This window comes from Dietzia sp. SYD-A1, from assembly GCF_015356725.1.
GTDB lineage: Bacteria > Actinomycetota > Actinomycetes > Mycobacteriales > Mycobacteriaceae > Dietzia.
Genome location: NZ_JADDKI010000211.1, coordinates 1 through 13,693, shown reverse-complemented (window position 1 = coordinate 13,693; position 13,693 = coordinate 1). Strand labels below are relative to the sequence as shown.

Below are 13,693 nucleotides of genomic sequence, written 5' to 3'. Positions count from 1 at the left end.
GCGCCGCACGGTGTCACCGAGGACGCCGGCGATCCTGCGGACGGCCCCGGTGACGGGAGAGGAGGCCCGCGCCACCGCGGGGACGAGCGGCGCCCGTTCGTAGTCGTCGTCGGCGTACGGGGAGGACGAACCGGCATCTCTGCTGGCGGGGTGGGAGTCGCGACGGGTGGCGGCATGGAGTTCGGCGCGGCCGGGAGAGCCCACCACGTGCACCGCGGCCCCGGTGTGCGCGCTGCGTTGGCGGACCTCGCGGCGCCCGTCGGTGGCGAAGCCGTGCACGGGGACGTCGAGCCCGCCCGGCGACAGATCGAACCCCAGCCAGTCACGGTGGGCGGCGTGGAGTAGCGACGACGGCGAGAACGGGAGCGCGAGCGGCGTGTCGTCGGCGCCGGCCGGCGGGAACTCACCCGCCCAGTAGGGCCGCTCGAACGGCAGCGGCATGCCCTCGTCCTCGACGATCCGGTCGTCCGCCCCGGCGAACGAGCGCACCAGCCGACCCGACTCCCACCGGGCGAACCCGCTGATCCCGTGGTCGGGGTCGTGCGAGAACAACAGAACCGTGGGAGCCTCCACGAGGCGTAACCACGTCTCGTCGGTCGCGGAGGGCAGTACGGGCTGCTCGAGCTGGGTCTGCAGAACGGTCAATCCGGGATACGACCCGACGTACACCTCACCGGGACCAGCGGATGCCGACCGGTTGAGGGGGAACATCCCCAGCGAGGCGAGTGTGACGGTCGGGTGGAGGCGGGAGAGCAGACGCCGGGCGAACCCGGGGTCAGAGGGGTGGCCGGACCTGATGGGAGCGGACGGGTCGTCCGTTCCGACATACCAGAAGGTCGCGACGTGGTGGCCCATGGCGGGTCTCAGTCGTCCTTGCCACGGACGCCGAGCAGGACGTCCTCCCACGAGGGCATGGTCGGGTGCCGACGGGCGGTGCGGCGCTCGGGTTCGGCAGGCGGGTGCTGCAGGAAGTGGTCCTCGACGGGGTCTTCGGGGTCTGCTGACGCGGACCCGGGGGAGTGTCCGGCCTGGGATGTCGACCTCTCGACCGGGGCGGCCTCCGACCCACCGCGCGCGGGGCGGACGGGCGTCGGCACGGAACGGATCGGCGGAGGTCCCGGCGGGAGCGGGGGAGGCGAGGTGACGGTGCGCAGAGCCGTGGCGCGGGACGGATCGAGGAGGCGCTCGGCCTCGTCGTCCAACGCCCGGGCGGACCCCCCGTGGGAATCGGGGACGAATGACCAGGTCGCCGAGGCGTCGTCCGAGAGCCCGGCGGGCCAGGAGACCCGGACGATCCATCCACCGGCACGGTCGCGCCAGGCGTCCCACGCGACGACGTCCGGGTCGACGCCGCGGTGATCGAGGGCGGATTCGACCCTGTCGGCGAGGGTGTCGAGTGCGGGTCCGTCCGGGAGGACCGGGTGCGACGCCCGCGCGAGTTCGGCCGCGGTCGCGCGCTCGAGGAGCACGGGGACGGCGAATCCCTCGATCCGGGACATCGGGACCCCGGCGTCGGCGGCGACGTCCTCGGGGGAGGCGCCGTGCCGGATCCGGTCCTGGATCTCTCGCGGGCGCAGCGTGCCCGTGACGGGAACGCTCCGGGACGCCTCGGGGGTCACGGCTTCTCCGCGGGCGGCGGCGCGGAACCTGTCGTCGAGGGGGAGGGCCAGGGTCTCGCCCGAGTCGGGGAGCTCACACTCGACCACGGCCGAGTCGGCGTCCACCCCGATGATCCTCAGCTTCCGCATACCGCCTCCTCGACTCCTCGCGGTCCCCTGGGCGGCTCGAACGGCGCGCTCCCGGGCCCCGGGCGTTCCCACCATCGTAGGTCAGCACAGCCCACCCGGCGTCGTGACGGGCCGGGTGGGCTGCGGAATTGTGGTGGGCCGGGGGTCAGCCGAGCTGCCCCACCACGTGGTCGATGCACCGGGTCAGTCGCGTGACGTCCTCGGGGTCGATCGCCGGGAACATGCCGATGCGGAGCTGGTTGCGGCCGAGCTTGCGGTACGGCTCGGTGTCGAGGATGCCGTTCGCCCGCAGGGTCTTGGCGACCAGTGCGGCGTCGATCGACGCGTCGAGGTCGATGGTGCCGACGACCTGCGAACGGTGGGCGGGCTCGGTGACGAAAGGCGTGGCGTAGTCGCTGGCCTCGGCCCAGTCGTACAGGCGGGAGGACGAGTCCCGGGTGCGCGCCACGCACCAGTCCAGACCGCCCTGGGTGTTCATCCACTCGATCTGGTCGGCGAACATCAACAGGGTGGCCACGGCCGGGGTGTTGTACGACTGGTTCTTGGAGGAGTTGTCCACCGCGGTGGGCAACGAGAGGAAGTCCGGGCACCAGCGGTCGGTGGCCGCGATCTCGGACACGCGCTCGAGGGCGGCCGGGCTCATGATCGACACCCAGATGCCACCGTCGGAGGCGAAGCACTTCTGCGGCGCGAAGTAGTAGACGTCGGCGTCGGAGATGTCGACGGGAAGCCCGCCGGCCCCGGAGGTGGCGTCGATCGCGACGAGGGCGTCCTCCGAGCCCGCCGGGCGGGTCACCGGCACCATCACACCCGTGGAGGTCTCGTTGTGCGCCCAGCCGATGAGGTCCACGGACGGGTCCGAGGTGGGATCGGGCGCCGACCCCGGCTCGGCCGAGACCACTATCGGGTCGGCGAGGAAGGGCGCAGCGCCGGTGACCTTGGCGAACTTCGAGGAGAACTCACCGTAGGTCAGGTGGAGGGACTTCTCGCGGACCAGGCCGAACGCCGCGGCGTCCCAGAACGCGGTGGTGCCGCCGTTGCCCAACACGACCTCGTATCCCTCGGGGAGGGAGAACAGGGAGGACAGGCCCTCACGGATCCTTCCCACGACGTTCTTGACCGGCGCCTGGCGGTGGCTGGTGCCCATCACCGAGGTGGCGGCGGCGGAGACGGCCTCGATCTGCTCGGGGCGGACCTTGGACGGGCCGCAGCCGAAGCGGCCGTCGGCGGGCGCGAGGTCGGCGGGGATGGTGGGCAACTGATCGCTCATGCTCGTGGGGTGCCGTTCCTTGTGGTGGGATTCTCGATCGTCACCATCCTAGTCGGGGGCGCGTCGGCCTCGGAGTAGCGTCTGGGACATGGGCGATCCCGCACTCGAACCGGCCGACTTCGACACGATGCGCGTCGGATACGGTCTGCACACCAGCCTGGACGTGGGCGATCTGCACGACGGCTGGCTCCCGCTCTTCGCCGCGTGGCTCGAGGAGGCCGGCCACCGGGGTGTGCGCGAGCCCAACGCGATGGTCCTCGGCACCGTCGGCGTCGACGGCAGGCCGTCGACCCGGACGGTGCTGTGCAAGGGCGCGGACGACCGGGGCCTGACGTTCTTCACGACGATGAGCTCCCGCAAAGGTGTGCAGTTGGCGCGGTCCGGGTACGCCTCGGCGACGTTCCCGTGGTTGACGGTGGAACGCCAGGTCCACGTCGAGGGCCGCTGCAGTCCACTGGAGCGGGCGGAGAGCCTGGCGTACTGGCGTACGCGTCCGAGGGGGTCCCAGGTGGCGGCGTGGGCGTCGGAGCAGTCGCAGCCCGTGGGCGGGGTCGAGGAGTTGAACGCGCTCTACCGGGTCGCCGAGGAGCGGCTCGCGGACGTCGAGGAGATCCCGATGCCCGACCGGTGGGGTGGATACCGACTTCGCCCGGACCGTGTGGAGTTCTGGCAGGGGGGTCGGGACCGGTTCCATGACCGTGTGGAATGTCTCCGGGAACAGGGGGGGTGGACGGTCCGGCGGCTGCAACCCTGACCCGCTGACGGGTCGCGCACGCGTATCGGCCCCCCGGGCGGGCACGGCCCGGGGGGAGCGGACCGGTGCACGCTTCGGAGCGCGGGCGACCGTCACGGTAGGGTGTGGCACAGCACATTCGTGGCGGGAGATGCCGCCGGGACCAGTCGTCGGAGAGGGAATCGCGTGACCGCAGGCTCGAACGGTTCGGACCGCAAGGCAACACTGTCCTATCCCGGCGGTGAGCTCGCGCTCGACGTGGTGGACGCGACCTGCGGAAGCGACGCGGTGCAGTTGGGTTCACTGCTGGCCAAGACCGGGATGACCACCCTGGACGTCGGGTTCGTCAACACCTCCGCCTGCACCTCCTCGATCACCTACATCGACGGCAACGAGGGCATCCTGCGTCACCGCGGGTACCCGATCGACCAGCTCGCCGACAACGCCTCGTTCCTCGAGGTCTCCTACCTGCTCATCTACGGTGAGGACCCGACGGAGGCCCAGCTCGCGGAGTTCACCGAGAAGGTGCTCGGGGAGACCGCGCTGCCCGGCCAGATGATGCCGCTGCTGCAGGCGTTCCCGCTGGACACCCACCCGATGCCCGTCTTCTCCGCCGGTGTGAGTCTCTTCGGGACCCACGGGGACGACCTCGACATCGACGACCCCAAGGCCGTGGACCTGGCCACCGCCCGGCTGTTGGGCCGCGGCCCGACTCTCGCCGCCGCCATCGAGCGCATCCGACGTGGCCATGACGCCGTCGATCCGGACCCCTCGCTCGGATACGTCCGAAACTTCCTCCGTATGACGTTCGGGCCGGACTACGAGGTCACCGACGAGATCGCCGACGCCCTCGACATGCTGCTCGTCCTCCACGCGGACCACGAACAGAACTGCTCCACCTCGACCGTCCGCATGGTCGGGTCCTCCGAGGCGCCGTTGTACGCCTCCATCACCGGCGGCATCAACGCCCTGTACGGGCCGCTGCACGGTGGGGCCAACCAGGCCGTGCTCGAGATGCTCGAGCGCATCGAGTCGGAGGGCGGCGACGCCACCGACTACATGGATCGTGTCAAGAACAAGGTGGACGGCGTCAAGCTGATGGGCTTCGGCCACCGCGTCTACAAGAGCTATGACCCGCGCGCCCAGATCGCGAAGAAGCACGCGCACGCCCTGCTGTCGCAGAGCAACGACCCTCTTCTCGAGATCGCGCTCAAGCTCGAGGAGACCGCGTTGGCCGACGACTACTTCGTCGAGCGCAAGCTCTACCCGAACGTGGACTTCTACACCGGCCTCATCTATCGCGCGATGGGCTTCCCCACCGAGATGTTCACCGTGCTGTTCGCGCTCGGCCGGATGCCGGGGTGGATCGCGCACTGGCGCGAGATGCGCGAGGATCCGTCCACCAAGATCAACCGCCCGCGCCAGGTCTACACCGGCCCGGCCGAGCGGAGCTTCACCCCGATCAGCCAGCGCTGAGCCCGGGAAACGGACTCCAGGAGGAGACACCATGGACAAGCCCGAGATCGACATGCCGACCGGCCCCGCCCCCACTGACCTCGTCAGCGCGGACCTCACTGTCGGGGAGGGCGCCGAGGCGGTGGCCGGCGGTAACGTCACCGTCCACTACGTCGGTGTCGACTACGAGACCGGCGAGCAGTTCGACTCCTCGTGGGACCGGGGCGAGTCCATCACGTTCCCGCTCAACGGCCTCATCCAGGGCTGGCAGGAAGGGATCCCGGGCATGAAGGTCGGGGGTCGCCGTCAGCTGGTCATCCCGCCGGACAAGGCCTACGGGACCTCCGCGGCCCTGCACCCGCTCGGCGGCAAGACCCTGGTGTTCGTCATCGATCTGCTCGACGCCTGAGACCGCCCCCGTCTCAACCCGACGCCCCGCCCCCCGTTCCGGGGGGCGGGGCGTCGTCGTGTGCGGGGTCCGCCGCGGCGACCACGGGTGACGGCCGGCGCGCCCTATTCCGCCGGTCGGAGGAACGGTGTGAGTGCATCGAGCACGGCCGGGTCCTCGATCGTCGACGGGACTGTGACGTCCTCGTGTCCGTCCGCGATCTGTCGCATCGTCTTGCGCAGGATCTTGCCCGACCGGGTCTTGGGCAGGCCCTGCACGACCGTGCAGTCGCGGAAGGTGGCCACCGCGCCGATCTCCTCGCGGACCATCGCCACCAACTCCGCCCGCAACTCCTCGGGATCGCGGACCTGACCGGACTTGAGGACCACGTACCCGACCGGCCGTTGGCCCTTGAGTTCGTCCTTCACACCGATGACGGCGGCCTCGGCCACCGCGGGGTGGGTGGCGATCACGGCCTCCATGGAGCCCGTCGACAACCGGTGGCCGGCGACGTTGATGACGTCGTCGGTCCGGCCCATGACGTAGACGTAACCGTCGGAGTCGATGTAGCCGCCGTCTCCGGTGGAGTAGTACCCGTCGAAGACGGACATGTACGAGGAGATGAACCTCTCGTCGTCCTCCCACAGGCCCGACAGGGTGCCCGGCGCCATCGGCAGCCGGATCGCCAGGTTGCCCTCCTCCCCCGCGGGCAGTTCAGTCCCCCCGGCATCCAGGACGCGCAGGTCGTATCCGGGTACGGGCACGGTGGGGGACCCTGCCTTGATCGGCATAGGCTCGAGACCGCGCAGGTTGGAGGCGATGGGCCAGCCCGTCTCGGTCTGCCACCAGTTGTCCACCACGGGCTTGCCCAGCTTCTCCGTGGCCCATCGATAGGTGTCGGGATCCAGCCGTTCGCCCGCACAGAACAGGGTGCGCATACCGGACAGGTCGTACCGGGCGATCTCCCGGCCCTCCGGGTCCTCCTTACGGATGGCCCGGACGGCCGTGGGCGCGGTGAACAGCGCGGTGGCCCCGTGCTCGGCGATCACCCTCCAGAACGCGCCGGCGTCCGGGGTGCCGACCGGTTTGCCCTCGTAGATGATGGACGTCGCGCCCACCAGCAGCGGGCCGTAGACGATGTACGAGTGTCCCACGACCCAGCCGACGTCCGAGGCCGTCCACCAGACCTCGCCGGGGCGGACCCCGTAGACGTTCCACATCGACCACGCCAGCGCGACGGCGTGGCCACCGTTGTCCCGCACGACGCCCTTGGGCAGGCCCGTGGTCCCGGACGTGTACAGGATGTACAGCGGGTCCGTCGCGGCGACGGGGACGGGCCCGGTCGGCTCCGACCCCGCGACCGCCTCATCCCAGTCGCTCCAGGTGGTGCCGGGGGTCTCGGGAAAGGACTCGTCCGGGAACTGGTCCGGTCGGTCGGCGACGATCACCGCACCCGGTGTGTGGCGGGCGAGACCCAGGGCTTTGGCGACCATCGGGAAGTAGGGGACCTTGCGGGTGGGCTCGATTCCGCCGGGCGAGGTCACCACCACCTTCGGCCGGGCGTCGTCGATGCGTATGGCCAGCTCCGGCGCGGCGAAACCCCCGAACACGACGGAGTGCACGGCGCCGATCCGGGCGCACGCGAGCATCGCCACGGCCGCGCGGGGAACCATGGGCATGTAGATCACGACCCGGTCGCCGTGGCCCACTCCCTCGGCGACGAGCGCACCCGCGAAGGCCTGGACCTGCTCGAGCAACTGGGAGTACGTGATGGTCTCGGTGGCCCCGGTCACCGCCGAGTCGTAGATGAACGCGGCCTGGTCCCCTCGTCCCTCCTCGACATGGCGGTCGAGGCAGTTGTACGACGTGTTGAGTCGGCCGTCGGGGAACCAGCGGTAGAACGGCGGCCTGGACCCGTCGACCGCGGTCGTGGGGGGCGTGGTCCAGTCGATGGCGCCGGCGGCCTCCAGCCAGAAGGCATCGGGATCGGTGATCGAGAGCCGGTGGGCCTCGGCGTAGGTCGACGAGGTCGTGGAGTCCGACATCGGTTGAGCCTCTCGTGCGGCGATGCGGCCCCCGAATCAGTGCCGACGGCCTGTGACGCGTTTCACTCTAGTCTCAGACCGAGGTCCCGATACCGCGACATCCGCTCCGCATACCTCCGCTCGGGGGGACGTCGCCTGACCTCGACGAGAGCCGAGGCGACGGCGTCCGCCAGCCGGTCGCAGAAGGCGTCCGGTTCGTCCGCCGCATCGGGTCGCTCGGGGACGACCACGTCGACGATCCCCGCCCGGAGGAGGTCGGACGAGGTGATCCCCTGGGATCGCGCCACCTCGGGTGCCCGGGTGGTCTCGTGGTAGAGGATCGCGCTCGCGCCCTCGGGGGGGAGCGGGGCGAGCCACCCGTGACGGGCGCACAGCACGCGGTCCGCGGGGAGCATCGCCAACGCGGCGCCCCCCGTGCCCTGGCCGAGGATCACCGAGACCGTCGGGGTGGGCAGGGTGACCAGGTCGGCCAGGCTGCGGGCGATCTCTCCCGCGAGACCGCCCTCCTCGGCCTCTCGGGACAACGCGGCCCCGCGGGTGTCGATGAGCAGGACCAACGGGACCCCGATCTCGGCGGCGATGCGCATGCCGCGCCGCGCGGAGCGAAGTGCGGACGGGCCGAGCGGGCTCGTCTCGTTCTCCGCGTCACGGTCCTGGGCCAGCACCACCGCGGACTGCCCTCGGAACCGCGCCAGGGAGAGCAACAGCGACCCGCTGTCCTCGCCCTGACCGGTGCCCGAGAGCGGGACCCGGTCCGGGGCGACACGCTCCAGGAACGACCGGGCACCGGGGCGGTCGCGGCGGCGGGAGCGGACGATGGCGTCCCACGCGTCGGGCGGCTCGGCGCGGTCGGACTCCGGCTCGGGGACGGGCCCGTGCGGTGGCGCCGGTTCGTCCTGACACGGGGGGTCCTGGCAGAGGACGCGCAGGGCCCGCGCCGTGAGGTCTCGTACCCCCTCGGGGGGGAGCACGCCGTCGATCATGCCGCGGCGGGCGAGGTTCTCCGACACCTGCACGCCCTCCGGGAAGGGGGCCTCGTAGAGCGCCTCGTACACCCGGGGTCCCAGGAACCCGATCAACGCGCCGGGTTCGGCCACGGAGACGTGGCCCAACGACCCCCACGAGGCGAACACCCCTCCGGTGGTCGGGTGGCGCAGGTAGACGAGGTAGGGGAGCCCCGCCGACTTGTGCCCGGCCACGGCGGCGGAGATCTTGACCATCTGCAGGAAGGCGATCGTGCCCTCCTGCATGCGGGTCCCACCGGACGTCGGGGACGCCAGGATCGGCAGGCGCTCGGCGGTGGCTCGCTCGATCGCGGACACGATCCGCTCCGCCGCCGCGATTCCGATCGAGCCCGCGAGGAAGTCGAACTCGCAGGCGATGAACACCACGCGCCGACCCAGCAGGGTCCCCTCACCGGAGATGACGGCCTCGTCCACCCCGGACACCCGCGCCGCGCGCTCGAGGGAGTCCTCGTACCCCGGGACCGAGTCGACCTGGGGCGAGCGCAGCGGCGGGCCGTCCCAGGACCGGAACGACCCGTCGTCGAGGACCATGTCGAGGATCTGCAGAGCTCCGGTTCTGGCCATGGACGCATCGTACGGTGGGCGCGTTCACCAGCAGGTATCCTCGGTCACGGGTGCAGGAGAGTACCCCCGCCTCGAGACCGCCACGACCAGTCCGCGACGACCAGCCCGCGACACAGAAGACCGCGACGCACCGGAAGGCCCCGCCGCCATGATCGACACACGCAGGGACGGACCCGTCGCCGTCGTCACCATCGACCGTCACCGCACCCGCAACGCCCTCGACGCGGAGGTCTGCACGGCCCTGCGGGAGGCGATCGAAGTCGCGGGAGCCGCGGCGGAGGGTGAGGACCCGGTCCGGGCGATCGTCATCACCGGGGCGGGGTCGGCCTTCTGCGCCGGCGCCGACCTGTCCGGCGGCGTGTACAACCTGAACTTCTACGACGCCCACGCCGCGATGCTCGAGGCGGTGGAGTCGGTGCCGGTCCCCGTCATCGCGGCCGTCAACGGGCCCGCAGTCGGCGCCGGGGTCCAGCTCGCCCTGGCCGCCGATCTCCGCGTCGTGGCCCCCGGCGCGGTGTTCGCGGTACCCGTCGTGAAGGTGGGGTTGGCCCTGGACAACTGGACCATCAAGCGGCTCGCCAACGTGGTCGGGGGAGGACACGCGCGGTCGGTCCTCATGACCGCGCGTCCGGTGGGCGCGGAGGAGGCGGCCCGGATCGGCCTGGCCAACGAGATCGGTGACCTCGACACGGCGATGGAACTCGCCGCGGAGATCGCGCGGTTCGCCCCCCTGAGCCTCCGGCACATCAAGTCCGTGATCAATGACGACGACGCCCGGCTCCTGCCCCGCGACGAACACACCGAGCTGCAACAACTCGCCTGGCGTAGCGAGGACATGGCCGAGGCGCGGGCCGCCCGCGCGGAGAAGAGGCCACCGGTGTTCCGCGGTCGATGACCTGAGTGTCAGCGGGCCCGAGCGGCGACCGGCCCGCACGTCCGCTGTTTCCGGAGGGCGCCGGGGTCATCGGTGAGCGACCTCACCCCTCGACCCCCCGGATTAGGTGGTCTACCCCTCCGACGGGGGTGGGTCCACCAGGACTTTTGGCGAATCAGCCTCCGGGGGACACACCGCACTCGGCAAAGGCTTGTGTCCCGTGTCACACTTCTTCCGTCCAAATCTGTGAGGCCCATCACTACAGCGGTGCGGCTCGAGACAATTGAAACGGAGGACCTCCGTGTCCCAGCCAGCTGATCCACCGGTGGGAGGATCGTCACGACGCAGCCCGGAGCCGGCTGACTTCGAGGCGATGCACTCCAGCCCGGAATTCCAGGAGTTGCGCAGCAAGTTCAGGGCGTTCGTCTTCCCCATGACGATCGCCTTCCTCGTCTGGTACTTCCTGTACGTGCTCCTGGCGGTCTATGCGACCGACTTCATGGCGACCAAGGTCTTCGGGAACATCACCTGGGGGCTGATCATCGGGTTGGCGCAGTTCGTCACCACGTTCCTCATCACGTTCCTCTACATCCGGTTCGCCAACCGGGTGGTCGATCCCCGCGCGGAAGCGATCCGCCACGAGCTGGAAGGTGAGGTGGCCTGATGGGCGACTGGCTGTACAACATCCGCGAGCTCGCCCCCGGTGAGCAGGTCGGCAGCACGCTTCTCAACATGGTCGTGTTCGGGATCTTCATCGTCGTGACCATGACCCTCGTCCTCCGGGCGTCCAAGTCGACCAAGTCGACCAAGGACTTCTACACCGGTGGCTCCACCTTCACGGGGCCGCAGAACGGGTTCGCGATCGCCGGTGACTACCTCTCGGCCGCCTCGTTCCTGGGCATCGCCGGCGCCATCGCCATCAACGGTTACGACGGTTTCCTCTACTCCATCGGGTTCCTGGTGGCGTGGCTGGTCGCGCTGATGCTGGTCGCCGAACTGATGCGCAACACGGGCCGGTTCACGATGGCGGACGTGCTCAGCTTCCGTCTCAAGCAGCGGCCCGTCCGCATGGCCGCGGCCCTGGCGACCCTCTCGGTGTGCCTGTTCTATCTCATCGCACAGATGGCGGGCGCCGGCGGTCTGGTGGCGCTCCTGCTCAACATCAACGACTCCACCGGGCAGGCGATCGTCGTGGCGGTCGTCGGGCTCCTGATGATCGTCTACGTGCTCGTCGGTGGCATGAAGGGCACCACGTACGTGCAGATGGTCAAGGCCGTCCTCCTGGTCGGCGGCGTGTTGATCATGTGCCTGTTCGTCCTGGTGGCGGTGCGGGGCAACTTCTCGGCGCTCCTCGGTGAGGCCGTGGCCAACTCCGGCAGGGACCTCCTGCAGCCCGGCCTGCAGTACGGCGCCACCGAGACGAGCAAACTCGACTTCATCTCCCTGTCGATCGCCCTGGTCTTCGGTACCGCGGGCCTGCCCCACGTGTTGATGCGCTTCTACACGGTCCCCACCGCCAAGGAGGCCCGCCGCTCGGTCACCTGGGCGATCGCGCTCATCGGGTCGTTCTACCTGTTCACCCTGGTCCTCGGTTTCGGTGCCGCGGCGATGGTGGGGTCGGAGGTGATCGAGGCGGCGCCCGGTGGCGTGAACTCGGCGGCCCCGCTGCTGGCCTTCGCGCTCGGCGGGGAGATCTTCCTCGGGATCATCTCGGCGGTCGCCTTCGCGACGATTCTCGCGGTGGTCGCGGGTCTCGCCATCACGGCCTCCGCGTCGTTCGCACACGACATCTACAACGGCGTCATCAAGCACGGGAAGGCGACCGAGAAGGCCCAGTTGCGGGTGTCGCGGATCACCGTCGTGGTGATCGGTATCGCGTCCATCATCATGGGGATCGGCGCCATGGGGCAGAACATCGCCTTCCTCGTGGCCCTGGCGTTCGCCATCGCGGCCTCGGCGAACCTGCCGACCATTCTCTACTCGCTGTTCTGGAAGCGGTTCAACACCACCGGCGCGCTGTTCTCGATGTACGGCGGCCTGATCAGCACACTCGTGCTGATCGCGCTCTCGCCCGCGGTGTCGGGCGGCCCGAAGTCGATGATCACCAGTGTCGACTTCTCGTTGTTCCCGCTGTCCAACCCGGGCATCGTGTCGATCCCGCTGGCGTTCCTCCTCGGGATCATCGGCACCTTCCTCGGCAAGAAGGACGAGTTCCCGGAGAAGCGGGTCGAGATGGAGGTCCGTTCCCTCACGGGTGTCGGTGTGGAGAAGACGATCAACCACTGATCCCACTCGTCCAACCGGACCCGACGCCGGCCCGCCCTACCGTCTTCACGGTCGGGCGGGCCGGTCTCGTCGACCGGCCTCGGGGCGGGGCCGCACCCCGGCAGGCGGGAAGTCGGTGGACAAAGGGGCTACCCTCGGTGACCACCACACCGATTCGGAGGCGGTAGAAGAATGTATCCCGGACAGGACGACCAGACGCGGCGCATGGGCCAGCCCGACTCGCGCGCGTACTCGCAGATGGGCGGGGACGCTGGGTACGACGAGCCCTACTCGAACGACGCCGGCTACCAGGAGCGCCGGGCGCCCCGCGGTCCGGCTATCGACATGGGCAAATTCTTGGGCAGCGTCGCGGCCACGGCTCTCGTGGCGGCGATCGCCGGGTGGCTGATCGCCTGGGTGGTGGACGCGGCGTTCGGCCGGTTCGGCCACCAGTGGGCCAACGGCGGCAACACCCCCACCATGTACGCCGTCTACGGGGCGGTGGCCGCGATCCTGGCCGGGCTCCTCTGGTACCTGCTGCTCGTCGGCACCGCCAACCCGCAGCAGTTCTTCTCGTGGACCGTGGGGTTGCTGATCATCGCGGCCGTGGCGCTGCCGCTCCTGGTGACGGTCCCGTTCCTCGACGGGGTGGCCGCCGCGATAGTCCACCTGTTCATCGGGCTGCCGATCCTGGCGTTGACCGGGGCGTTCGCCGCGACTCTGCGACGCTGACAGGCCGAGAAGCGTCGAGCCCGCTGATGTGTCATCAGCGGGCTCGACCGTATCGGTCAGATATGTTGCGGGCCGGCCCGTGACGGGCCGGTGTCGTCCGGGACCGTCAGGCCGCGTGCCGGCAGGTCGCGCAGCTGCAGTCGTCGCAGACGCAGTTCGCGCACTCGTGCCGCTCGCCGCAGTTGTCGCACGAGCAGATGTTGTGGTTGCAGGTCTCGCAGGTGCAGTTCGTGCAGGTGCACATCGCGCAGCTGTCGTCGCAGTTGTCACACGAGCAGGTGGTGCACTCGTCGTAGTGGCCGTCGTGCTCGCGGTGCAGGTGGCCGTCATGCAGGTAGTCCACGTGATCCTCGTGGACGATCGCCTCGTGTCCGCAGCCCGGTCCGTGGGTGTGGGAGTGCGGTTCGGCGGTGGGGTGGTCGGTCACGGTCATGGGTGGGGCTCCTGTTCCTCGTCGCCGGTCGTCCGGGGCGGTGTCCGCCCGTCATGGGCGGCGTCCGCCGCCTCGGCATGCATACATCATCATACGTGCATGTATCGATGTCAACGGGGCGCCTGTCCGGGCTCGACATCGGGTGTTGCGGGCCTGAGGGG

The 13,693-nt window shown here is 70.0% G+C and carries 13 protein-coding genes; 7 read left to right on the top strand and 6 right to left on the bottom strand.

Features of this window, described 5'->3' with window-relative positions; genetic code table 11:
- From IY392_RS09645 to serC, 3 genes are all read right to left on the bottom strand, one after another.
- The coding region (locus tag IY392_RS09645) for a DUF6928 family protein (protein WP_194861084.1) at window positions 1–855 on the bottom strand (855 nt) is incomplete at its 3' end.
- An 8-nt stretch (window positions 856–863) separates the two neighbouring features.
- Window positions 864–1,748 carry a septation protein SepH gene (sepH, locus tag IY392_RS09640; RefSeq protein WP_107755846.1) on the bottom strand — a complete coding sequence of 295 codons (885 nt, stop codon included), beginning with the start codon at window positions 1,746–1,748 and terminating at the stop codon, window positions 864–866.
- Window positions 1,749–1,893: 145 nt separating this feature from the next.
- Window positions 1,894–3,018 carry a phosphoserine transaminase gene (serC, locus tag IY392_RS09635; RefSeq protein ID WP_194861083.1) on the bottom strand — a complete coding sequence of 375 codons (1,125 nt, stop codon included), beginning with the start codon at window positions 3,016–3,018 and terminating at the stop codon, window positions 1,894–1,896.
- 88 nt (window positions 3,019–3,106) lie between these two features.
- Between serC and pdxH the strand changes: the two genes are divergently transcribed.
- The 3 genes from pdxH (at window position 3,107) to IY392_RS09620 (ending at window position 5,615) form a co-directional block, all read left to right on the top strand.
- On the top strand, window positions 3,107–3,772 hold the full coding sequence (gene pdxH / locus IY392_RS09630; protein ID WP_182613172.1) for a pyridoxamine 5'-phosphate oxidase: 666 nt from the start codon (window positions 3,107–3,109) through the stop codon (window positions 3,770–3,772).
- A gap of 165 nt (window positions 3,773–3,937) precedes the next feature.
- Entirely contained in the window at window positions 3,938–5,227 is a 1,290-nt protein-coding gene (locus IY392_RS09625) for a citrate synthase (RefSeq protein ID WP_107755849.1), read from the top strand.
- Between the two features lie 31 nt (window positions 5,228–5,258).
- A complete protein-coding gene (locus IY392_RS09620; protein ID WP_107755850.1) occupies window positions 5,259–5,615 on the top strand; it encodes an FKBP-type peptidyl-prolyl cis-trans isomerase in 357 nt (118 codons plus the stop codon).
- A 104-nt stretch (window positions 5,616–5,719) separates the two neighbouring features.
- Here the strand turns inward: IY392_RS09620 and IY392_RS09615 are convergent, their stop codons facing one another.
- Window positions 5,720–7,639, bottom strand: coding sequence for a propionyl-CoA synthetase (locus tag IY392_RS09615; protein WP_107755851.1), 1,920 nt, complete (start codon window positions 7,637–7,639; stop codon window positions 5,720–5,722).
- 62 nt (window positions 7,640–7,701) lie between these two features.
- Window positions 7,702–9,228 (bottom strand): carboxyl transferase domain-containing protein, encoded by a 1,527-nt coding sequence (locus tag IY392_RS09610; protein ID WP_107755852.1) that lies wholly within the window; start codon window positions 9,226–9,228, stop codon window positions 7,702–7,704.
- Window positions 9,229–9,376: 148 nt separating this feature from the next.
- Here IY392_RS09610 and IY392_RS09605 point away from each other — a divergent pair, with 148 nt between their 5' ends.
- The 4 genes from IY392_RS09605 (at window position 9,377) to IY392_RS09590 (ending at window position 13,099) form a co-directional block, all read left to right on the top strand.
- Complete coding sequence (locus IY392_RS09605; protein ID WP_182612368.1) at window positions 9,377–10,123, top strand: enoyl-CoA hydratase; 747 nt, start codon at window positions 9,377–9,379, stop codon at window positions 10,121–10,123.
- A 352-nt stretch (window positions 10,124–10,475) separates the two neighbouring features.
- Window positions 10,476–10,766, top strand: a complete 291-nt coding sequence (locus IY392_RS09600; protein ID WP_042329896.1) for a DUF485 domain-containing protein — start codon at window positions 10,476–10,478, stop codon at window positions 10,764–10,766.
- The gene (locus tag IY392_RS09595; protein WP_107755854.1) at window positions 10,766–12,388 is read left to right on the top strand and encodes a cation acetate symporter; all 1,623 of its coding nucleotides are present in this window, start codon (window positions 10,766–10,768) and stop codon (window positions 12,386–12,388) included. Before IY392_RS09600 ends, IY392_RS09595 begins: the two co-directional genes overlap by 1 nt.
- A 171-nt stretch (window positions 12,389–12,559) precedes the next feature.
- Window positions 12,560–13,099, top strand: a complete 540-nt coding sequence (locus IY392_RS09590) for a hypothetical protein (protein ID WP_194861082.1) — start codon at window positions 12,560–12,562, stop codon at window positions 13,097–13,099.
- A 106-nt stretch (window positions 13,100–13,205) separates the two neighbouring features.
- Here the strand turns inward: IY392_RS09590 and IY392_RS09585 are convergent, their stop codons facing one another.
- Window positions 13,206–13,532 (bottom strand): hypothetical protein, encoded by a 327-nt coding sequence (locus tag IY392_RS09585; protein ID WP_107755856.1) that lies wholly within the window; start codon window positions 13,530–13,532, stop codon window positions 13,206–13,208.
- Between the last annotated feature and the right edge of the window lie 161 nt (window positions 13,533–13,693).

Excerpts from the sequence above, each read along its gene's own strand:
- IY392_RS09600 (WP_042329896.1), top strand. The coding sequence starts at position 10,476 with ATGCACTCCAGCCCGGAATTCCAGGAGTTGCGCAGCAAGTTCAGGGCG.
- IY392_RS09595 (WP_107755854.1), top strand. The coding sequence starts at position 10,766 with ATGGGCGACTGGCTGTACAACATCCGCGAGCTCGCCCCCGGTGAGCAG.
- IY392_RS09615 (WP_107755851.1), bottom strand. The coding sequence starts at position 7,639 with ATGTCGGACTCCACGACCTCGTCGACCTACGCCGAGGCCCACCGGCTC.
- IY392_RS09585 (WP_107755856.1), bottom strand. The coding sequence starts at position 13,532 with ATGACCGTGACCGACCACCCCACCGCCGAACCGCACTCCCACACCCAC.
- IY392_RS09620 (WP_107755850.1), top strand. The coding sequence starts at position 5,259 with ATGGACAAGCCCGAGATCGACATGCCGACCGGCCCCGCCCCCACTGAC.
- IY392_RS09610 (WP_107755852.1), bottom strand. The coding sequence starts at position 9,228 with ATGGCCAGAACCGGAGCTCTGCAGATCCTCGACATGGTCCTCGACGAC.
- pdxH (WP_182613172.1), top strand. The coding sequence starts at position 3,107 with ATGGGCGATCCCGCACTCGAACCGGCCGACTTCGACACGATGCGCGTC.
- IY392_RS09605 (WP_182612368.1), top strand. The coding sequence starts at position 9,377 with ATGATCGACACACGCAGGGACGGACCCGTCGCCGTCGTCACCATCGAC.
- IY392_RS09590 (WP_194861082.1), top strand. The coding sequence starts at position 12,560 with ATGTATCCCGGACAGGACGACCAGACGCGGCGCATGGGCCAGCCCGAC.
- serC (WP_194861083.1), bottom strand. The coding sequence starts at position 3,018 with ATGAGCGATCAGTTGCCCACCATCCCCGCCGACCTCGCGCCCGCCGAC.
- sepH (WP_107755846.1), bottom strand. The coding sequence starts at position 1,748 with ATGCGGAAGCTGAGGATCATCGGGGTGGACGCCGACTCGGCCGTGGTC.